This window comes from Polaribacter haliotis (assembly GCF_014784055.1).
In the GTDB taxonomy this organism is placed as follows: Bacteria; Bacteroidota; Bacteroidia; order Flavobacteriales; family Flavobacteriaceae; genus Polaribacter; species Polaribacter haliotis.
On sequence record NZ_CP061813.1, the window covers coordinates 2835484 to 2862387 of the forward strand.

Consider the following 26904-nt stretch of genomic DNA (forward strand, 5'->3'; position numbering starts at 1 on the left):
GTAATAAACACAAAGAAATTTCTTTTGTTTATTGCTATTGGCTTATTAAGTACAATTTCTTATGGTCAATCTGTAACAATGCTTGCAAATGCAACTGCTGCAGATGGTACAGATAATGCAGGAGATAAAATAACGTATTCACTAGCAGTTAGTAATACAGGTGCTATTGCTTTAAATAATGTAGCAATAACTAATTCATTAGGCACTACTTTAACTTATGTAGAGGGAGATACAAACTCAAACAATATTTTAGATCCAAAAGAATGTTGGGTTTATTCAAGCTCTGCTTATGATGTTACTGCAACAAATATAACTAACAATAGCCTTGTAAATCTTTTTGGTTTTACAAGTACAGAAATTACAAGCCCAATATTTCATACACATTCAGAAACAATTCATGAAGATGATATTGCTTTTGCAAGGGTTTTAGCAATAAATGATTTAGATGCTGTAGACGACGATTTTTCTGCAACAGCTGTTAATGGTATTACTGGAGGTGCATCTGGTGATATTACAACAAACGATTTATTAAATGGTGTTGCAGTTACAGATACAAATATAGATATTACCATTCTAAATGATGGAGGCTTAACAGGAGTAACTGTAGATGCTAATGGAAACATAAGTGTTCCAGCAAACTCTGCAACAGGATCTTATACTATTACTTACAAAATTTGTGAAAAAGCAAACACATCTAATTGTGATACTGCAACAGTTATTGTAAAAGTTGATGGAGATACAGATGGAGATGGTGTTTTAGATTCTGTAGATGAATGTAATGGTTTTGATGATAATGCAGATAATGATAATGATGGTGTAGCAGATGGTTGTGATTTAGATGATGATAATGATGGTATTTTAGATACTGCAGAAAATGCTACAAGTGGAAACCCGTTTGTAGACACAAACAATAATGGAATTTTAGATTATCAAGATCCAGCACATCCAGATTTTGAAGATACTAATTCAGATAATATAGATGATAGATATGATATTGATAAGGATGGTAAAATAGATCAATTCGATACAGATGCAGATGGAGATGGGTGTAATGATGTTCTTGAAGCAGGTCATAAAGAAAGTGCAACAAAAGCAGGAGAAGTTAATGGTACAGGTTATAGCGCAACAGATGGTAAAGTAACAGGTTTTACAACAGCTTATACTGGTTCAAATTCAAACGTTACTTCTGCAGGAACTGCACCAACAGTAACAGTACAACCACCAAACAGAAATATAATAGTTGGTGGAACAACAACTTTTCCAATAACTACAGATGGTACTGTTTTTAGATGGGAATCAAGTACAGATGGAGGAGTTACTTATAATACCATTTTAAATGGAAGTGTATATAGTGGAGCAACAACAAGTACATTAACTATTACTGGAGTAACAGCAGCTCAAAATAATAATAAGTTTAGAGTAATTGTCTCTAAAACAGATTATGTTTGTCCAGTTACATCAGACGCAGGTACATTAACAACATTTACAAACGATCCACCAGTTGCTAGTAGCAATACTATTACTGTAGACGAAGAAAGCACAGGAACTTCACTAGGTTTAACAGCACCTTCAGATCCAGATGGAAACACATTAACAATTACAGTTACAGGTTTACCAACTTTAGGAGTTGTAAAAACTTCTTTAGGAGTTACAGTAACAAACGGCGCAACTTTAACTCCAGCAGAAATTGCAGGTTTAGTTTACGATGCACCAACAGCTTATAATGGAACAGATGATCCAGGAGATTTTACATATACAGTTTCAGATGGAATAGCTGCACCAGTAACAGGAACAGCAGATATTTCTGTTTCTGCTATAAACGATTTACCAGTTGCAGTAGGCGATGCAGGTACAGCATTAGAAGATAATCCAGTTACTTTAACAACAATTGGTTCTAATGATACAGATGAAGATGGAAATGTAGTACCATCAACAATTATTTTAATAGATCCAGCAAATGCTGCCAATACAGGAAAAACTGGTACTCCATTAGTAATAGCAGGAAAAGGAACGTATACAGTAGATGCAGCAGGAACTGTAGTTTTTACACCAGAAGCAAATTTTAATGGAGATGCAGATATCAACTATACAATAAAAGACAACAGTGGTTTTGCTTCTAATCAAGCATTATTAGACATTTCAATTACACCAGTAAATGATGTGCCAGTTGCAGTTGCAGATGTAAATTCTACAACAGAAAATATAACATTAACTGTTGCAGCAGCAAATGGAGTTTTAAGTAATGACACAGATGTAGATGCTGGTACAACATTAAATGTAACAACATTTACAGTTGACGGACAAACAAAAAATGCAAACGAAACAGCAACAATTACAGGAGTAGGTACTTTACAAATTAACGACGATGGTAGTTATGTGTTTACACCAGAAGCAAATTATACAGGGGCAGTTCCTGTAACAACTTACAATATTACAGATAACAATCCAGGAACTCCAGGAACAGCTTCATCAACTTTAACAATAACAATCAACCCAGATTCAGATAATGATGGTGTTGCAGATATTGCAGATTTAGATTCAGACAACGATGGTATTTTAGATATTGTTGAAGGTCAAGGAATTGATCCAACTGCTGATGCAGATAATGATGGAACTCCAAATTATTTAGATGCAGATTTCCCTGGTGGAACTGCACAATTCGATTTCGATGGTGATGGAATTCCAAATCATCTAGATTTAGATTCAGATAACGATGCAATTCCAGATGTTTTAGAAGCTGGTTATGTAGATGCAAATAATAATGGTATTGCAGATGAGGCAGAAACAAGTGTTGGTGCAAATGGTTTTGCAGATGGTTTAGAAACTGCTGCAGAAAGTGGTGTTGCACAAACAGCTCCAAGAAATACAGATGCAAGTTCAGATATAAAATCAACATTAATTAACTCATTAGATAGAGATTCAGATAATGATGGTATTTCAGATACAGAAGAAGCATTTTCTAATAATGTTACTTTTAATGATACAACAAATGATGGAATTGTAGATGGTTTTGTAGATACTGACAATAATGGTTGGGACGATAGAATATCAGCTCCAACATTAGCAACTTTTCCAACACCATTAAATTCAGACGCAGACTCTTTACCAAACTATTTAGATTTAGATTCAGATGGAGATGGTTTACCAGATACTTTTGAAGGAAACTTTTTAGTTGTAGATGGAGATAATAATGGTATTGTTGGAACAGGAGTGCCAGCAGATACAGATAAAGATGGTTTAGCAGATACAAATGATGCAGATTTTGCAGGAAACGTAAATTCAGGTTTTGGTTTTAATGCAGATAGAGATGGAGATGGAGTAAAAAATTATTTAGATATAGATATTGATAATGATGGAATTATAGATAATATTGAAGGTCAGGCAACTGCGTCTTATGTAGCTCCGAAAGGAACTGATACAGATAACGATGGTATAGACGATGCTTATGATGTAGATACTGCAGGTGGTGTTGCAATTGGTTATGCAAATACTGATGGAGGTTCTGCTCCAGACTACGCAGATACAGATGCTGAGAATGATGGTATTTTTGATATAAACGAAGGTTTTTACAAAGCAATAGTTCTTACAAATAATTTAGATGCAGATGCAGATGGAGATTTAGATATTGCAAAGTTTGTAGATGTAGATGGAGATGGTTTGCATGATGATTTTGATGAAAATAAAGTTGTTGGTGCAACTTCAAATTCAAATAATGCAACCAATGTTGGTCAAACTCCTCAAACACATCCAGATGATGATCCAGCTGCTCCAGGTGGAGATAGAGATTGGAGAGAAGCATCAGCGCAAGATAATGATGGAGATGGAATTAATGATATTGTAGATTTAGATGATGATAATGATGGTATTTTAGATACAGACGAAGATCAAGGAACAGATGATGGGGATCCAAGAACAAATCCAACAGATTCAGATGGAGATGGTATTCCAAATTATTTCGATTTAGATTCAGATAATGATGGTATTCCAGATTATACAGAAGCTGGTGGTACAGATGATCCTGATGGAAATGGACAACCGGGATTAGGTGTTTTAGATAGTGGAGAAGTAAATGCAAATGGTATTCCTACTGCAGTAGCAGTAGGTTTAATAAGTTCTAACTTGGCAAATCCAGATACAGATGGAGATTTAATCAAAAATTTTTTAGATAAAGATTCAGATAATGATGGTATTCCAGATGTAATTGAAGCTGGAGGTATAGATCCAGATGGAGATGGAGAATATGGTTCGGGTACAGCAAATGATTCTGATTCAGATGGTTTAGCAGATGCATTAGATCCATATGATGATAGAGATGGAAATGCAGATGAATCATTAGGTGGTACACCAATAGTTGTAAAAAGTTCAGATCCTGATGGTATTCCAGATTATTTAGATTTAGATTCAGATAACGATACAATTCCAGATAATATTGAAGGGCAAACAACAGCTGGTTATATTGCACCTTCTGCAACTTTTACAGATACAGATGGCGATGGTTTGGATGATGCTTATGATACTTCAAATGGTGGAACTGCAATTATTCCAGTAAATACAGATGGTACAGATAATCCAGATTATTTAGATTTAGATTCAGATAACGATAAAATAAACGATATAGTAGAGTATGGAAATGCTTCTGCAGATTCAACAGGTGTTAACGCTGGAGATGGTCAAACAGAAAATTCTGTTGGTACAAATGGTTTAGATAATAGTTATGAAGATGCAGACGATTACACAGATGTTAATGGAAATGTAGCAAATACATTAGATGAAGATAATGATTTAGCTTCTGGTGGAGATGTAGATTTTAGAGATATTTTAGATGCAGATAAAGATGGTATTGCAGATTTTGATGATTTAGATGATGATAATGATGGTATTTTAGATACAGCAGAAACACCAAGTGCAAACCCAGATGCAGATTCAGATAATGATGGTATTCCAGATTATAAAGATTCAGATATTGGAACTTTAAATGCAAATGGAATTGTTGCAACATATGATGCAGATGGAGATGGTATTCCAAATCATCAAGACACAGATTCAGATAATGATGGTTGTCCAGATGTTACAGAAGCTGGCAATTTAGTAAGTACTACAAAACCAGGAGAATTAAATGGTACTGGTTATGGAATAGATGGTAAAGTAACTGGTTTTGAGGTAAATAAAGGTTATACAGGGACAAACGGGAATGTAACTACAGCAGGAACTCCTGTGGTAATAAGCACACAGCCTTCAGATCAAGAAGGTTTTATTAATGGATCTGCTACATTTAAAGTGGTTTCTACAGGTACAGTATTCCAATGGCAACAAAGTACTGATGGTGGAACTACTTTTACAGATTTAGTAACTGGAGGAAATTACGCAGGTGCAGATACCGCAGAATTAACAATTTCTAATTTATCAACGGCAGAAAATGGTTATAAATATCAAGTAATAGTTTCTAAAACAGATTATGCTTGTGATATTCCTTCAACTCCACCAGCAACTTTAACGGTTAGTAACAATCCACCAGTTGCAATAGATGATAATGATGCAGGAAATCCATTCACTACAAATGAAGATGTTGCTATTACAATTCCAACAATTGCAGCAAATGATACAGATGTAGAAGACACAACTCCAGATGCTTCTACAATTATTTTAATTGATCCAAATAATTCTTCAAATACTGGAAAAACAGGAACACCTTTAGTAATCGCTAATGTTGGTTCTTACACAGTAGATCCTTTAGGAAACGTAAAATTTACACCAGTTTTAAATTTTAATGGTGATGCAGATATTAATTACACAATAAAAGATAGTAGTAATAATACTTCTAACGAAGCAACAATAGATATTGCTGTTACAGATGTAAATGATGCACCAGTTGCAGTGAATAATACTTCTACTGGTTTAGAAGGAGCAGTACAAACATTAACAACTATTGGAGCAAATGATACAGATGTAGATGGAACAATAGATCCAACAACAATTATCTTAATAGATCCAAATAATCCTACAGGACCAAAAGGAAGTAATGGTACACCATTAGTAGTTCCAAATGTGGGTACTTATTCAGTAAATGGTGCTGGAACAGTAATTTTTACACCTTTAGAAAATTTTAATGGTTCTGCAGATATTTTATACACTGTAAAAGATAATGATGGACTGGTTTCTAACCAAGCTACATTAGATATTAATGTAACACCTGTAAATGATGCACCAGTTGCACAACCAGATTCAGGAACATCTGCAGAGGATGTTACCTTAAATGTATTAGCAGCTGATGGTTTATTAAAAAACGATTCAGATGTTGATGCAAATCCATTAAGTGTAACGAAATTCGTAGTAGATGGAACTACAGTTACTGTAGATCCTACTTCTGGAGGAAGCTCAACAATTGCTGGAAAAGGAACATTATCAATAAATAAAGATGGTAGTTATACTTTTGTACCTGTTACAAACTTTAATGGAAATGTTCCTCAAGTAACTTATACAGTAAGTGATGGAACCAATTCAGTTAACTCAACTTTAGATATTACAATAAGTCCTGTAAATGACGATCCAGTATTGGTAGCAGATACAAATTCTACAAATGAAGATGTTACTTTAACAGTAGCAGGCGCAGATGGAGTTTTAAAGAATGATACAGATGTAGATGCAGGAACGACTTTAACAGTTTCAAGCTTTACAATTGCAGGAGTTGCAGGAAGCACAAATGCAGGAGACCCAGCAGTTACGATTCCAAATGTAGGGACTTTCCAAATGAATGCAGATGGAGGTTATGTTTTTGCACCAGCCAAAGATTATGTTGGAGCAGTTCCAGTAATTACGTATACAGCTACAGATGGAACATCACCAAAAACAAGCACATTAACAATTACAATTGATCCACAAAATGATGCACCAGTTGCAGAAGATGATACAGCAACTGTAAATGAAGATACTCCTTTAACAGTAGCAAAAGCAGATGGATTAATAGATGATAATGATACAGATGTAGATGGCGACACATTAAATGTAACTCAGTTTGTAGTAGGAGGAACTACAGTAGCAGTAACTCCAACAACACCAGGAGTAAGAGCAATACCAAATGTTGGAACGATTACAGTAAATACAGATGGTAGTTATAGTTTTGTACCAGTAGAAAACTTTAATGGAAATGTACCAGAGATTACTTATACTATAAGTGATGGCACAAATACAGATAATGCAAAATTAAACATTACAGTTACCCCTGTAAATGACGATCCAGTATTGGTAGCAGATACAAATTCTACAAATGAAGATGTTACTTTAACAGTAGCAGGCGCAGATGGAGTTTTAAAGAATGATACAGATGTAGATGCAGGAACGACTTTAACAGTTTCAAGCTTTACAATTGCAGGAGTTGCAGGAAGCACAAATGCAGGAGACCCAGCAGTTACGATTCCAAATGTAGGGACTTTCCAAATGAATGCAGATGGAGGTTATGTTTTTGCACCAGCCAAAGATTATGTTGGAGCAGTTCCAGTAATTACGTATACAGCTACAGATGGAACATCACCAAAAACAAGTACATTAACAATTACAATTGATCCACAAAATGATGCACCAGTTGCAGAAGATGATACAGCAACTGTAAATGAAGATACTCCTTTAACAGTAGCAAAAGCAGATGGATTAATAGATGATAATGATACAGATGTAGATGGCGACACATTAAATGTAACTCAGTTTGTAGTAGGAGGAACTACAGTAGCAGTAACTCCAACAACACCAGGAGTAAGAGCAATACCAAATGTTGGAACGATTACAGTAAATACAGATGGTAGTTATAGTTTTGTACCATTAGAAAACTTTAATGGAAATGTACCAGAGATTACTTATACTATAAGTGATGGCACAAATACAGATAATGCAAAATTAAACATTACAGTTACCCCTGTAAATGACGATCCAGTATTGGTAGCAGATACAAATTCTACAAATGAAGATGTTACTTTAACAGTAGCAGGCGCAGATGGAGTTTTAAAGAATGATACAGATGTAGATGCAGGAACGACTTTAACAGTTTCAAGCTTTACAATTGCAGGAGTTGCAGGAAGCACAAATGCAGGAGACCCAGCAGTTACGATTCCAAATGTAGGGACTTTCCAAATGAATGCAGATGGAGGTTATGTTTTTGCACCAGCCAAAGATTATGTTGGAGCAGTTCCAGTAATTACGTATACAGCTACAGATGGAACATCACCAAAAACAAGCACATTAACAATTACAATTGATCCACAAAATGATGCACCAGTTGCAGAAGATGATACAGCAACTGTAAATGAAGATACTCCTTTAACAGTAGCAAAAGCAGATGGATTAATAGATGATAATGATACAGATGTAGATGGCGACACATTAAATGTAACTCAGTTTGTAGTAGGAGGAACTACAGTAGCAGTAACTCCAACAACACCAGGAGTAAGAGCAATACCAAATGTTGGAACGATTACAGTAAATACAGATGGTAGTTATAGTTTTGTACCAGTAGAAAACTTTAATGGAAATGTACCAGAGATTACTTATACTATAAGTGATGGCACAAATACAGATAATGCAAAATTAAACATTACAGTTACCCCTGTAAATGACGATCCAGTATTGGTAGCAGATACAAATTCTACAAATGAAGATGTTACTTTAACAGTAGCAGGCGCAGATGGAGTTTTAAAGAATGATACAGATGTAGATGCAGGAACGACTTTAACAGTTTCAAGCTTTACAATTGCAGGAGTTGCAGGAAGCACAAATGCAGGAGACCCAGCAGTTACGATTCCAAATGTAGGAACTTTCCAAATGAATGCAGATGGAGGTTATGTTTTTGCACCAGCCAAAGATTATGTTGGAGCAGTTCCAGTAATTACGTATACAGCTACAGATGGAACATCACCAAAAACAAGCACATTAACAATTACAATTGATCCACAAAATGATGCACCAGTTGCAGAAGATGATACAGCAACTGTAAATGAAGATACTCCTTTAACAGTAGCAAAAGCAGATGGATTAATAGATGATAATGATACAGATGTAGATGGCGACACATTAAATGTAACTCAGTTTGTAGTAGGAGGAACTACAGTAGCAGTAACTCCAACAACACCAGGAGTAAGAGCAATACCAAATGTTGGAACGATTACAGTAAATACAGATGGTAGTTATAGTTTTGTACCATTAGAAAACTTTAATGGAAATGTACCAGAGATTACTTATACTATAAGTGATGGCACAAATACAGATAATGCAAAATTAAACATTACAGTTACCCCTGTAAATGACGATCCAGTTGCAACCGACGATACAGCAGGTACAGATCCAGGAGTTGCAATAGATATTCCAGTTTTAACGAATGATAATGATTTAGATGGAGATACAATTACAGTTAGTAATATTACTGTACAACCAACAAATGGAACAGCAACAATAAATCCAAATGGAACTATTAAATTTACACCAAATCCAGGTGCAAATAATTTCTCTGATAGCTTTACTTATGAAATTTCAGATGGAAAAGGAGGTACAGATACAGCAGTTGTAAATGTTACAGTACCAATTTCACCTTTCCCACCAGTTGCAAACCCAGATACGAATTCAGTAAATGAGGACACAACTTTAACAGTTACAGCTGCCAATGGAATCCTTAAAAATGATACTGATGGAAATTTAGATGCCTTAAAAGTAGTAAGTTTTACAATTGCAGGTATTCCAGGAACAAAAACAATTGGAACAGTTACAAGTATTCCAAATGTTGGTTCAATAAAAATTAATGAAGATGGTAGTTACGAATTTATTCCAGTAGCAAACTTTAATGGTTCTATTCCAGAGATTACCTATACAGTAACAGATAGTTCTGGTTTAACAACAGACGATACCAGTACTTTAAATATAACAGTAAATCCTACAAACGATGCTCCAGTAGCAGTAGCAGATACGAACACAACACCAGAAGATACTAAATTAACAGTTACAGCTGCAAATGGTGTTCTTAAAAACGATTCAGATTTAGATGGAGATGCTATAAGTGTTAAAGAATTCGAAATTAATGGTACAACTAGTACAGTTGGAACAGCAGTAACTTTAACAGAAGGAGTATTTACACTATTATCAGATGGTAGTTACACATTTACTCCAGCTAAAGATTTTAACGGAAGTGTACCAGAAGTAACGTATACGATGTCAGATGGAACTATAGATGTAGATGCTACATTAAATATCTCTGTAACACCAGTAAACGATCCGCCAGTAGCAGTAGATAATTTAGGAAATGTTGCAAATGAAGAGAATTCTGTAACAATTGCAACAATTGGAACAAATGATACAGATGATGGTACAATAGATCCATCAACAGTAAAGTTAATAGATCCTAATAATGCTTCAAACTTTGGAGATTCTACTACACCATTAATAATTTCTGGAGTAGGAACATATACAGTAAATGCAAATGGAGATGTTGTATTTACACCAGTTGCAAACTTTAATGGTCCAGCAAACATTAAATATACTATTAAAGATAATGATGGAGTAACTTCATTAAATCAAGCAACTATTGGTATTACTATCACTCCAACAAACGATGTTCCTGTTGCAGTAGCAGATACTAATACAGTAGATGAAGGAGCTACTTTAACTGTTACAGCAGCAAATGGAATCCTTAAAAATGATTCCGATATTGATGGTAATCCATTAAAAGTAACACAAATTACTATAGGAGGAACTTCTTATCCAGCAGGAACAACAGCAACAATTCCAGAAGGAACTTTAGTTGTAAAGTCTGATGGTAGTTATACATTTACCCCAGCAGGAGATTTCAATGGAGATTTTCCTCAAGTTACTTATACAGTTTCTGATGGAACAACAACTACAACATCTACTTTAGATATTAAAGTTAACCCAGTTAACGATAGACCAGTTGCAAGTCCAGATACAAATACAACAAACGAAGATATTTTATTAACTGTTACAGCTGCAAATGGAATTCTAAAAAATGATTCAGATGTAGACAACGATCCATTAACAATTACAGGTTATACTGTAAATGGAGCCACTAGAACTATAAATACAGATGTTGTTTTAACAGAAGGAACATTAAATATAAAAGCAGATGGTAGTTATACTTTTCAACCAGCTTTAAATTTCAATGGAGATGTACCTCAAGTTACTTATACAGTTTCAGATGGTAATTTATCTGCAACAAGTACTTTAGATATTAAAGTGAATCCAATTAACGATGCTCCAACTGCAGTATTAGATACGAATACTGTTGCAGAAGATGTTACCTTAACAGTTACAGCTGCAAATGGAGTTCTTAAGAATGATTCTGATATTGATATGGATGGTTTAACAGTAACTAAGTTCACTGTTGGAGGAATATCATACAATGCTGGAGATACAGTGTCGTTAACAGAAGGTTCACTTAAATTAAATTCAGATGGTAGTTATTCATTTACTCCAGTAGCGAATTTTAATGGAACTGTTCCAACTGTAACATATACAGTTTCAGATGGCACAAACACATCTAACACAACATTAAAAATTACGGTAACTCCAGTTAATGATGCACCAGATTTAGTTGCAGATACAAATACAACTATAGAGGATACACAATTAACAGTTGCTGCAGCAAATGGAGTTCTTAAAAATGATACAGATAAAGAAAACAATTCAATTTCTGTAACTAAATTTACAGTTGGTGGAACAGATTTCACAGCAGGAGCTACAGCTACTTTAACAGAAGGTACTTTAAAGTTAAATGCAGATGGAGGTTATGTATTCAATCCAGCACCAAACTTTAATGGATCTTATCCACAAGTTACTTATACAGCAACAGATGGTACAGATACAGCAACATCTACTTTAGATATTACTGTAACACCTGTAAACGATTCGCCAGTAGCATTAACAGATACAAATGCCACAAACGAAGACACACCATTAAATGTTACAGCAGCAAATGGATTATTAAAGAATGATACTGACCCTGAAAACGATCCATTAACAGTTACACAATTTACAGTTGGTGGAAACACTTTTACAGCAGGAAATCCAGCTACAATTACAGAAGGAGTTATAAAAATTAATTCTGATGGTAGTTATACATTTACACCAGCAACAAATTATAATGGACCAGTTCCTGTAATTAATTATACAATTTCAGATGGTACAAATACCGCAAATAGTACGTTAAAATTAACTGTAAATACAGTTAACGATGCACCAACCGCTGTTGCAGATACAAATACAACTACAGAAGATGTTACTTTAACAGTTACACCAGCTAATGGAGTTCTTAAAAATGACTCTGATATTGATGGAGATGTAATTAATGTATCAGGTTTTACAGTTGAAGGAACCTCTTATTTAGCAGGAGAAACAGCAACAACAGCTGCAGGTACTATTAAATTAGATTCAAATGGAGGATATACTTATATTCCAGCAACAAACTTTAATGGAGACATTCCACAAGTTACATATACTATTACAGATGGTGTGTTAACAGCATCTACAACATTAGATATTAATGTAACACCAGTAAACGATGCACCAGTTGCATCACCAGATACAAATTCTACAAATGAAGATGTAACTTTAAATGTACCAGCTGCAACCGGATTATTAAATAACGATTCGGATCCTGAAGGAAATGCAATTTCTGTAACCAAATTTACAATTAACGGAACAGTGTATACTGCAGGAACATCTGCAACAATTACAGAAGGAGTTATAAAAATAAATGCAGATGGTAGTTATTCATTTACACCAGCTTTAAATTATAATGGAGCTGTACCAGTTGTAAATTATACAATTTCAGACGGTTCTAGTACTGCAAATAGCACATTAACACTTACAATAAATCCAATTAATGATGCTCCAACAGCAGTTGCAGATACAAACACAACTCCAGAAGATGTAACATTAACAGTTACTGGAGCAAATGGTGTTTTAAAGAACGATTCAGATATCGATGGAAATACAATAACAGTATCGCAATTTGAAGTAGGTGGAACAACTGTTACAGCAGGAACTCCAACTACAATTACAGAAGGAACAATTACTGTAAATACAGATGGTGGTTACGTTTTTGTACCAGCAGCAAACTTTAATGGAACTGTACCAACTGTTACATACACAGTTTCAGACGGAACAACAGACGTAGCAACAGCAACATTAATTATTACAGTAACACCAACTAACGATACACCAACATTAGTTGTAGATACAAATACAACACCAGAAGATACTGCACTCTCAGTAAATGCAGCATCTGGAGTTTTAAGTAATGATACAGATATAGATGGAGATACAGTTACTGTATCTAAATTTACAGTTGGAGGAACAACTTACAATGCTGGTCAAACAGCAACTATTCCTTCAGGAACAATAAAATTAAATGCAGATGGTAGTTACGATTACACTCCAGCATTAAACTTTAATGGAACTGTACCAACAATTACTTATACAGCAACAGATGGTGTTAATACAGCAAATAGTACATTAAAAATTAATGTAACTCCAGTTAACGATGATCCAGTAGCTACAGATGATACTTCATCTACAGACCCTACTACACCAACACAAAGTTTCCCTGTTGAAATTCCAGTATTAACAAATGATACAGATTTAGATGGAGATTCCCTGTCAATTACTTCAGTTACTGTACCTGGAAAAGGTACTGCTGTTTACGATGACAAAGGTACAACAGACCCTTCAGATGATGTTATAATTTATACACCTCAATTAGGGTTTAATAATGGTACAGATACATTTACATACGAGATTTCTGATGGAAATGGAACTGATACTGCAGTAGTAACAATTACAGTACCACAATCTGCATTCTCACCTGTAGCAAACCCAGATACAAATGTAACAGATGAAGAAGTAACCTTATCAGTTGCAGATGGAACGCCAAAGAGCTTAATTAAAAATGATACAGATGCAAATTTAGATCCTTTAAGAGTAACACAATTTGTAGTAGAAGGTGCAACAATAACAGTTACACCAACAACACCTGGTACAACAGTAATAAATAATGTAGGTACCATTACTATTAATTCTGGTGGGGGTTACAATTTTGAGCCAGTTAAGGACTTTAATGGAACTGTACCTGTTATTAATTACACAATTACAGACGATCAAGGAACGCCAAATGCAAGTAGCACTTTAACAATTACAGTAAATCCATTAAATGATGAACCAGTAGCAAATCCGGATATGAAAACTACTCCAGAGGACACTACATTAACAGTAACAGTTGCAAATGGTTTGTTAAGTAATGATACAGATATTGATGGAGATATTTTAACTGTAAAAGAATTTGAAATAGGAGGTACAACATATCCTGTTGGAGTTGCAGTAGATTTACCAGAAGGTTCATTAAATATAAATTCTGATGGTAGTTATTCATTTACACCAGCTCCAAATTCAACAGTAGATTTACCTCAAGTAACCTATACAATTACAGATGGAACTGTAGATACTAAAACAAGTACTTTAGATATTTCTGTTACTTCAGTAAATGATGCACCAGTTGCAGAAGATGATTTAAATAATACTGGTTTTGAAGATAATCCTATTATTGTTAATTTAATAACAGGAAATGATACAGACGATAGTCCTATACTACCAGCAACAATAATACTTATAGATCCTAGCAATCCTGGAAATACAGCAGTTGTAGGAACTCCATTAGTTATAACAGGAGTTGGAAGTTATGTTGCCGATAATACAGGTAAAGTAACATTCACCCCAGAAGACCATTATTTCGGGCCTGCAAATGTTAATTATACAATTAGTGATGATGCAGACCCAACATTGGGGTTAACATCTAATGCAGCAACAATTGGGATAACTGTAACATCAGTTAATGATGAGCCAATAGTTCAAGATGAAACGAATACTACTCCAGAAGACACACAATTAGTAGTTTCTGGAACAAGTACAGATGGATTATTAAATAATGATACAGATGCAGATGGAGATCCTTTAACAATTTCAACATTTGAAGCAGAAGGAACTACATATAATGCAGGAGATACAGCAGTGTTAAATGATGGAACTTTAAGTATTTCTTCTGATGGAGGATATATATTTACTCCAAATAGCGATTTCAATGGAACTATTCCAACAGTAACTTATAACGTTACAGATGGTGTAATTACAACACCAATTGCTGGAACTTTAGATATTGAAGTTTTAGGAGTAAATGATGCACCAATAGCTTTAAATGATTTAGGAAATACAGGTTTAGAAGACAACCCAATTACTACTAATGTAATTACGGCAAACGATTCAGATGATAATCCTCTATTACCAGCAACAATAATACTTATAGATCCAAATAATCCTACAAATACAGCAGTTGTTGGAACTCCATTAGTTATATCAGGAGTTGGAAGTTATATTGCAGATAATACAGGTATAGTAACATTTACACCAGAAGATCATTATTTTGGACCTGCAAATGTTAATTATACAATTAGCGATGATTTAGATCCAACATTAGGATTAACATCTAATGTTGCAACAATTGGTATTACAGTAACATCGCTTAATGATACGCCTGTAGTTGAAAATAAAATGAACACAACTTCAGAAGACACTCAATTAGTTGTTTCTGCAACAAGTCCAAATGGATTATTAACAAATAGTACTGATGCAGATGGAGATCCTTTAACGATTTCAACATTTGAAGCAGAAGGAACTACATATAATGCAGGGGATACAGCTATTTTAAATGATGGAACATTAAAAATTAATTCAGATGGTAGTTACACATTTACACCAAATGAAAACTTTAGTGGAGCAATACCAAAAGTAATATTTAATGCTACAGATGGTACAGATACAGTTGCAGGTGAATTAGACATTACTGTAGGTTCTGTAAATGATGCACCAGTAGCAGTAGACGATTTAGGAAATACTACAAATGAAGATACAGATATAGAAATAGCATTAGTTGGTGGTAATGATACAGATGATGGAGCAGTAGTTCCTTCAACAATAGTATTAATAGATCCAAGTAATCCTTCAAATACTGGAAACTTAACAATGCCATTAGAAATAGTAGGAGTTGGTATTTATACTTTGGACAATTTAGGAAATGTAACATTAGATCCTGTTGATAATTATAATGGACCAGCAAATGTAAATTATACAATAAATGACAACGATCCTACAACGCCATTAACATCTAATGTTGCCACAATTGGTATTACAGTAACAGCTGTTAATGATGCACCAATAGTTGCAGATGAAACAACAACAAACTTAATTTTTGAAGATACTCCTTATACAGAGTCAGCAGCAACAGGATTATTAATTAACGATTCTGATACAGATGGAGATCCTTTATCAATTTCAACATATATTGTTGATGGTAAAACCTACAATGCTGGTCAATCTGCGAACTTAACAAAAGGAACTCTAAAGATTAATTCTGATGGTAGTTATACATTTAATCCAGCACAAGACTATTTTGGTCCTGTGCCTCCAATTACGTATAATGTTTCTGACGGGACAACAACTACGCCAGCTTCTTTAACAATTGCTGTAGTGCCAGTTAACGATCCACCAGTAGCAGTAGCAGATAAAAATACTACGAATGAAGATACAGTGTTAACAGTGTCTCAAGCAAATGGTATTTTAGCAAACGATTCTGATATAGAAAACGATGCTCTAACAGTTACAGCATTAATGGTAAATGGAAACCCAGCAACAGTTGGCAGTCCTATCAATTTAACAGAAGGAGTTTTACAAATTGAAGCAAATGGTAGTTATGTATTTACACCAACAGCAAACTTTAATGGAACTGTACCAACAGTAACATATACTGTAAAGGATGGAACAGATACAACAACAAGTACTCTAGATATTACTGTTACACCAGTAAATGATGTGCCAGTAGCAATAGCAGATACGAACACTACTCCAGAAGATGTAGCAGTTAGTGTTAATGCTGCAAATGGATTATTAAATAACGATTCAGATCCAGAAAACAATACATTAGCTGTAACGAGCTTTACAGTTGGTGGAACAACTTATGTTGCTGGAAACACTGTTACTTTAACAGAAGGTTCTTTAGTAATTAACTCTAATGGTAGTTATACATTTACACCAGCATTAAATTATAATGGAACTGTACCAACAATATCTTATACTTTAAGCGATGGAACAAACACTGCAAATAGCACATTAGATATTACAGTAACTCCATTGAATGATGCTCCTGTAGCAACTGACGATATTTCATCGACAGATCCTGGAGTTTCAGTAATTATACCAGTATTACCAAATGATACAGATTTAGATGGAGATACATTAACAATTTCTAGTATTGTAACACAACCAGGAAATGGAACAGTAACCATAAATACAGATGGAACAATAACATATACACCAAATCCAGGATTTAATACTGGCACAGATGTATTTGTATACCAAGTTTGTGATGGAAATGGACTTTGTGATACAGCAACAGTTTCTGTTAAAGTTCCAAAATCGTTATTACCTCCAGTAGCAAACCCAGATGTAAGATTTACATCAGAAGACGTTACATTAACTGTAGCAGCTGCTAATGGATTGTTAAATAACGATACAGATGCAAATCCAGGAGAAACATTAACAGTAACTAAATTCCAAATTAGTGGAACAAATTACAACCCTGGAGATACTGCAACAATTGCAGAAGGTACAATTACAATAAACGCAGATGGAAGCTATACATATGTACCAGCAGCTAATTATAATGGTTCTGTGCCAGTTATAAACTATACAATTTCAGACGGTACAGGAACTGCACCAGCATCTAGTACTTTAACAATAACAGTTTCTGGTATTAATGATGCACCAGTTGCAAACCCAGATACGAATACAACACCAGAAGACACACAATTAAGTGTTACTGCTGCAAATGGTTTAATTAATAATGATACAGATCCAGATGGAACTCCATTAACATTAACTCAGTTTGTTGTAAATGGTATTACAAGTACTGCAGGAACAACAGTTACATTAACTGAAGGTTCTTTAACAGTAAATGGAGATGGTAGTTACACATTTAACCCAGCAAAAGATTATGTTGGAACTGTACCACAAGTAACTTATACTGTTACAGATGGTGTAGAAAATGTAACAAGTACATTAGACATTACAGTAACAGGAGTAAATGATGCTCCTATTGCAGTAGACGATTCTGTTACAACAACAGAAGATACACCAGTAACAATTTCTAACATTACAGGAAACGATACAGATGATAATACTGTAGACCCTTCTACTGTAACATTAATTGATCCTAATAATCCTTCAAATACAGGAAATTCAACTACACCATTAGTTGTACCAGGAGTAGGAACTTATACAGTAGACAATTCTGGTAATGTAACATTTACACCAGACCCTAACTTTAATGGATCTGCAGATATTAATTATACTGTAAAAGATAATGATGGATTGGTAACTAAAACACCTGCGAAAATCAGTATTACTGTAACACCAGTAAATGATACACCAAATGCAGTTGCAGACGTAAATTCTACCACAGAAGATACTCCATTAATAGTATCATCTGCAAACGGAGTTTTATCTAACGATTCAGATGTGGAAGGAACTTTATTAACTGTTTTAGAATTCACAATTAATGGAACGGATTACCCTGCAGGTACAACAGCTTCAATTACAGAAGGAACTTTAGTAATAAATTCTGATGGTAGTTATACATACACACCAGCATTAGATTATGTAGGTGCTGTACCACAAGTTACATACACTGTTTCAGATGGAGTTAATAATACAAGTACAACATTAGATATTACAGTTACAGGTCAAAATGATGCACCAGTTGCTGTAGATGATTCAGAAACAACTGTTCAGAACACACCAGTTACAGTAGCTACAATTACTGCAAATGATAGTGATTCAGATGGAACAGTAGATCCATCAACAGTTATTTTAATAGATCCTAATAATCCAACAAATATTGGTGATTCAACAACACCGTTAGTAATTGCTAATGTTGGAACTTACACAGTAGATGCATTAGGAAATGTAATCTTTACTCCAGAACCAGAATTTACAGGAGTTGCAAACATTAATTATACTGTAGAAGATGATTTAGGATTAGTTTCTAACATAGCCAAAGTTACAATTACTGTTCAACCAGATAACGATGGAGATGGTATTATTGATACTGTAGATTTAGATGATGATAATGATGGTATTCCAGATACTGTAGAAAACGGAGGAGATGATCCTTTAAATGATACAGATAACGATGGTATTCCAGATTACAGAGATACAGATAACATTACTAAAGATGATAATAATGATGGTATTGATGATAAATACGATTTAGATGGAGATGGTATTATAGACCAGTTTGATACTGATGGAGATAATGATGGTATTCCAGATGTAGTTGAAGCAGGAGGAACAGATACAGATGGAGATGGTAAAGTGGATAATTTCACAGATACCAACAACGATGGTTTAGACGATACTATAGCAACTACGCCATTAACAACTCCTGATACAGATGGAGATGGAGTACCAAATTATCAAGATATAGACTCAGATAATGATGGAATTTTAGATAATATTGAAGGTCAAGATCCAGCAAATTATATCGCTCCATCAGGAACAGATACAGATAAAGATGGTATAGATGATGCTTACGATGCAGATTGTACACCTTGTGGTTCTATAACAGGAAGCCCAATTAATACACCAATGAATTCAGATTCAGATGTAATACCTAACTATTTAGATATTGATGCTGATAATGATGGAATTGTAGATAATATCGAATGGCAAACAACTTCAGGATACATTGCACCAGGAGTAGATACAGATGGAAATGGTTTAGCAGATGTTTACGAAACGATGCCAGGTTCTGGTATTCCAATTAGTAATCCTGTAAATACAGATGGTACAGATACACCAGATTATACAGATACAGATTCAGATGGAGATGGTTTATTAGATACTGTAGAAGCTTATGATACAGATGGAGATAATGTAGCTGAACCAGGTAAGATATTTACAGGTGTCGATACAGATAATGATGGTTTAGATGATGCTTTTGATTTAAATCCTAATGGACCAACAGATTCTGGGGCAGCATCTAACAATAACCAAGATGTAACAGATTTCCCTAACGATCAAGATCCTGGAACTGCAGAAGTAGATTTTAGAGATAAATTTACATTCGGAGTTCTTGTAGATACAGATGGAGATGGAATTTCAGATGATATTGACATTGATGATGATAACGATGGAATTATAGATGTAGTAGAATCTTTAGGATTCGAACCTTCTTCAGACCCTAATGACTCATCTTGTATTTTACCAAATGTAAGTTTTAAAAACCCAGTTTATGTTGCAGGTTCTGGAACTGGTTCAGGTACAATTGGAGCAAAATACCGTTTCGAAAATGTAGTAGACGTAACAGGTTTTGGTGGATCAGGAGGTATTTTAGATGCTATTATAGAAATTACAGATATCCAAGGAGGAGCATCTTTAATATCTATAGATAATTCTACAACTGGTAATCCAGACGCATGGCAACCAGAATATACTGTACCAACGCCAACTGGTAATAAAGCAGAAATGGCATTTAAAGTTATTTTAGTTAATGATAACACTAACACACTGTATAATATTAGTAGATTTAGTGGAGTTATTTATGATATTGATGGAGCAAATGCAAGAGAATCTGTTATTTTATCAAGACCAGGTTTATATGCAGTAGACAATGCAACGTTATTAAATGTTACAGATAATCCAGCAACAGGTTTAGTAACTTTCCAAGGACCAGATGATACATATGCTGGAGTAGATTTAGCTCCAGGATTAGCAACATTCTTTAGTTACTACAATTCATCTTCATTTAATATTCGTTTCTCTGCAAAATTATTGTCTGCAAGTTCAAATACTAATTTGGGTTCTGTATTATTCTCTGGTTGTGCAATTAATGGTTTGTTTGAAGGTAATAATATTTCAACTGCACCAACTCAAACTAACGGTGAAAATGAAACTATAGATGACGCAACAAATTCAGGTCCTGGTACATTTCCAGTATTTACTGTAAATGATGGAATTGATAGTGATGGAGATGGAAAATCAGACGATAAGGATATAGATTCAGATAACGATGGTATTCCAGATAATGTAGAAGCACAAGTAACAGGATCTGGTTACATTGCACCTAACGTAGGTGTTGTAGATACAGATGGAGATGGTTTACTTGATGCATATGACGACAATACTACAATCAGTGGTTTATCCCCTGTAGATACAGATGGAGATAAAATACCAGATTATTTAGATACAGATTCAGATAATGATGGTTTAGATGATACCAAAGAAGCAGGTTTCATAAAATCTACAGCGAATAATGATGCAGATAACGATGGTTTATTAGATGCTTATGATGATGTTGATACAGGAACAGGATTGTTCGATGTAAATGATGATCAAAATGGAGGTGCATCAGATTTACCAAATGATGATAATACAGCAACAACAGAAGTTGACTTTAGAGAAATCAAAGATAATGATGGAGATGGTATTCCAGACTCTGTAGATTTAGATGATGATAATGATGGTATTCCAGATACAGTAGAACAAAATGGAAACCCAAATAGAGATACAGATAATAATGGTATTCCAGATCATTTAGATTTAGATTCAGATGGAGATGGAGTAAATGACTTAACAGAATCAGGTTTTGGTCAAACAGACTTAGATAATGATGGAGTTATAGATGGTTCAGAAACTGGTTCTGGTTCAAACGGATTATTCGATTTAATTGAAACAACACCAGAAAGCGGAGCAACAAAAGATACTCCACTAGATACAGACAAAGATGGTACACCAGACTTCCAAGACACAGATGACGATGGAGATGGAGTTCCAACTAAAAATGAAGACGTAGTTTCTGCAGATGGAGATCCAACTAACGACGATTCAGACAACGATGGCATTCCAAATTATTTAGATATAGATGACGATGGAGATGGAGTTCCAACGAAAGACGAAGATGTTGTTACGAAAGATGGTAATCCATTAAATGATGATACAGATGGAGATGGAACACCAAACTATTTAGATAATGATGATGATAATGATGGTATTCTAACCAAAGACGAAGATGTTGTAACTGTAGATGGAGACCCAACGAACGACGATTCAGATGGCGATGGCACACCAAACTATTTAGATAATGATGACGATAATGATGGAGTTCCAACAAAAGATGAAGATGTCGTAAATATAGATGGAGATTCAAGAAATGACGATTCAGATGGCGATGGTATTCCAAATTACTTAGATGAAGATGACGATAATGATGGAGTTCCAACTAAAAATGAAGATGTTGTAAATGTAGATGGAAATCCAACGAACGACGATTCAGATGGAGATGGTACACCAAACTATTTAGACCAAGATGATGATAATGATGGAGTTCCAACAAAAGATGAAGATGTTGTAACTGTAGATGGAGATCCAACGAACGACGATTCAGATGGCGATAGTATACCAAACTATTTAGATCAAGATGATGATAATGATGGAGTTCCAACCAAAGACGAAGATGTTGTAACTGTAGATGGAGACCCAACGAACGACGATTCAGATGGCGATGGCACACCAAACTATTTAGATAATGACGATGACAATGATGGAGTTCCAACAAAAGAAGAAGATGTTGTAACTGTAGATGGAGACCCAACAAACGACGATACAGATGGCGATGGCACACCAAACTATTTAGATCAAGATGATGATAATGATGGAGTTCCAACAAGAGATGAAGATGTTGTAACTATAGATGGAGACCCAACGAATGACGATACAGATGGCGATAGTATACCAAATTATTTAGATAATGATGATGATAATGATGGAGTTCCAACCAAAGACGAAGATGTTGTAACCGTAGATGGAGATCCAACAAACGACGATTCAGATGGAGATGGTACACCAAACTATTTAGACCAGGATGATGATAATGATGGAGTTCCAACAAAAGAAGAAGATGTTGTAACTGTAGATGGAGATCCAACAAACGACGATTCAGATGGCGATGGTACACCAAACTATTTAGATAATGATGACGATAATGATGGAGTTCCAACAAAAGAAGAAGATGTAGTAACTGTAGATGGAGATCCAACAAACGACGATACAGATGGCGATAATATTCCAAATTATTTAGATAATGATGATGATAATGATGGAGTTCCAACAAAAGAAGAAGATGTTGTAACTGTAGATGGAGATCCAACGAACGACGATACAGATGGCGATAATATTCCAAATTATTTAGATCAAGATGATGATAATGATGGAGTTCCAACAAAAGAAGAAGATGTTGTAACTGTAGATGGAGATCCAACAAACGACGATTCAGATGGCGATGGTACACCAAACTATTTAGATAATGACGATGATAATGATGGAGTTCCAACAAAAGAAGAAGATGTTGTAACTGTAGATGGAGATCCAACAAACGACGATACAGATGGCGATAATATTCCAAATTATTTAGATGAAGATGACGATAATGATAACGTTCCAACAAAAGACGAAGATGTTGTAACTGTAGATGGAGATCCAACAAACGACGATACAGATGGCGATGGTACACCAAATTACTTAGATGAAGATGATGATAATGATGGTATACCAACAAAAGATGAAGACATTGTAAATGTAGATGATAACCCAAGAAACGACGATTCAGATGGCGATGGTGTTCCAGATTATTTAGACAATGACGACGATAATGATGGTATTCCAAACAAAGACGAAGATTTAGATGGAGATGGAGATCCAACAAACGACGATTCAGATGGCGATGGTATTCCAAATTACTTAGATGAAGATGATGATAATGATGGAGTTCCAACCAAAGACGAAGATGTTGTAAGTAAAGATGGAAACCCATTAAATGATGATTCAGATGGCGATGGTACACCAAATTACTTAGATACTGATGACGATGGAGATGGAGTTCCAACCAAAGACGAAGATGTTGTAACTAATGATGGAAATCCAGCAAACGACGATTCAGATGGCGATGGTATTCCGAATTATTTAGATGAAGACGATGATAATGATGGTATTCCAACCAAAGAAGAAGATGTTGTAACTAATGATGGAAATCCAGCAAACGACGATTCAGATGGCGATGGTACACCAAACTATTTAGATAATGATGATGATAATGATGGAGTTCCAACCAAAAACGAAGATGTTGTTACTAATGATGGAAATCCATTAAATGATGATTCAGATGGCGATGGTATTCCAAATTATTTAGATCAAGATGACGATAATGATGGTATTCCAACCAAAGACGAAGATGTTGTTACCAATGATGGCAATCCAGGAAACGACGATTCAGATGGCGATGGTATTCCAAATTACTTAGATGAAGACGACGATAATGATGGAGTTCCAACCAAAGACGAAGATGTTGTTACGACAGATGGTAATCCAGCAAATGACGATTCAGATGGCGATGGTATTCCAAATTATTTAGATGAAGATGATGATAATGATGGAGTTCCAACTAAAAACGAAGATGTTGTAAATATAGATGGCAACCCATCAAACGACGATTCAGATAACGATGGTATTCCGAATTATTTAGATCAAGATGACGATAATGATGGTATTCCAACGAAAGACGAAGATGTTGTTACTAATGATGGCAATCCAGCAAACGACGATTCAGATGGCGATGGTATTCCAAATTATTTAGATCAAGATGACGACAATGATGGTATTCCAACCAAAGACGAAGATGTTGTTACTAATGATGGCAATCCATCAAACGACGATTCAGATGGAGATGGTACACCAAATTATTTAGATCAAGATGATGATAATGATGGAGTTCCAACCAAAGACGAAGATGTTGTAATTGTAGATGGCGATCCAACTAACGACGATTCAGATAACGATGGTATTCCGAATTATTTAGATGAAGATGATGATAATGATGGTATTCCAACTAAAGAAGAAGATCTTGATAATAATGGCAACCCATCTAATGATGATTCAGATAACGATGGTACACCAAATTATTTAGATGAAGACGATGATAATGATGGAGTTCTAACCAAAGACGAAGACAGTAATAACAATGGAGATTTCACAGATGATGATGATGATAACGATGGTATTCCAGATTATTTAGACAATGACGATTCAGATGGTGATGGAGTTATAGATTCTGTAGATTTAGATGATGATAATGATGGTATTCCAGATTTAATTGAGAATGGTGGAGACAATACCTTAGATACAGATGGAGATGGTATTCCAGATCATTTAGATACAGATTCAGATGGAGATGGTATTACAGATCTTGCAGAGTCAGGCTCAGGAGCACCAGATGCAGATGAAGATGGAGTTATAGACGGTTCTTTAATTGGTTCAGGAAACAATGGTTTATTCGATGATTTAGAAACATCTAAAGACAGTGGAATTCTTAATTACGGAATTAGAGATACAGATAGTGATGGTAAGAGAGATTTCCAAGATATAGATGACGATGGAGATGGAGTTCTTACAATAGACGAGTTTATGTTAGACTGTGATACAGATGGGGTTCCAGATCATATAGATGTAACTAATTGTGACTTAGTGCCAAATGCATTCTCTCCAAATGACGATGGTGTTAACGATACTTTTGTAATCCCAGCATTATCTAAATATCCTAACTTTAAGTTAGAGATTTATAACAGATGGGGTAATCAAGTATATGATTATAGTAATAGAGGAAAAACAAGTCCAGATTGGTGGAATGGTTATTCTACAGGAAGATTAACATTAAATGATAGTAAGCCAGTACCAGTAGGAACTTATTATTATATCATTAATTTTAATGATGGAGTTAGAAAACCAATAACAGGATGGGTATATTTAAACAGATAATTAAGATAAAGGCAATAAAAATGAAAAAAATTATAGTAATACTTGCAGTTATATTCTTTACTGTTTCTGTAAAAGCACAACAAGATCCACAGTACACACAGTACATGTACAATATGAATATCATAAACCCAGCTTATGCTGGGTCATATGACGTTTTAAGTATTAATTTACTAGGTAGATCTCAATGGGTAGGTATAGATGGAGCACCAAGAACACTTACAATGGGAATTAATTCTCCAGTAGGTAAAAATGTTGGTTTAGGTTTATCTGTTATTGTAGATGAGATTGGACCTGTTCAAGAACAAAACGTTTACGGAGACTTTTCGTATACCTTAAAAGTAGGAGAAAATGCAAACTTAGCGTTAGGTTTAAAAGCAGGGTTTACATTCTTTAATATTTGTTTACCATGTTTAAATGAAGTTAATGAAGGAGATCAAGCCTTTGTAAATCAAAATGCAAATAAAGTAATGCCAAATATTGGGGCAGGTGCATTTTATTATACAGATAAGTTCTATGCAGGTTTATCAATACCTAATTTATTAAAAACTTTTCATTTTGATAAAAAAGGAGGGCAAATATCAAGAGCATCAGAAACGAAGCACTTTTTCTTTACATCTGGTTATGTATTCGATTTATCAAACGATGTAAAGTTAAAGCCATCTACCATGATAAAAGCAGCAGAAGGATCTCCATTATCAATAGATTTTTCTGGAAACGTTTTATTATATGATAAATTAGAATTTGGTCTTTCTTATAGGTTAGATGAATCTGTATCAGCATTAATAAACGTAAGAGCAACAAACACTCTAAGAATAGGATATGCATACGATTATACCTTAACAAACTTAGGGAATTTTAATTCTGGTTCACATGAGATATTTGTACTATTTAATTTCGATTTTGAAAGAAACAAAATTAAATCGCCAAGATTCTTCTAGTTAACAAAAC

At 34.7% G+C, this 26904-nt stretch carries 2 protein-coding genes; both read left to right on the top strand.

Going from position 1 to position 26904, the window contains the following annotated elements:
* Nucleotides 1–24: 24 nt before the first annotated feature.
* A complete protein-coding gene (locus tag H9I45_RS12285; RefSeq protein WP_191141229.1) occupies nucleotides 25–25956 on the top strand; it encodes a tandem-95 repeat protein in 25932 nt (8643 codons plus the stop codon).
* Nucleotides 25957–25976: 20 nt separating this feature from the next.
* Nucleotides 25977–26894 carry a PorP/SprF family type IX secretion system membrane protein gene (locus H9I45_RS12290; protein ID WP_088354036.1) on the top strand — a complete coding sequence of 306 codons (918 nt, stop codon included), beginning with the start codon at nucleotides 25977–25979 and terminating at the stop codon, nucleotides 26892–26894.
* Nucleotides 26895–26904 lie beyond the last annotated feature (10 nt).

What these genes read in the sequence shown, in the direction of transcription:
- H9I45_RS12290 (WP_088354036.1), top strand. Translation starts at nt 25,977, where the DNA reads ATGAAAAAAATTATAGTAATACTTGCAGTTATATTCTTTACTGTTTCT.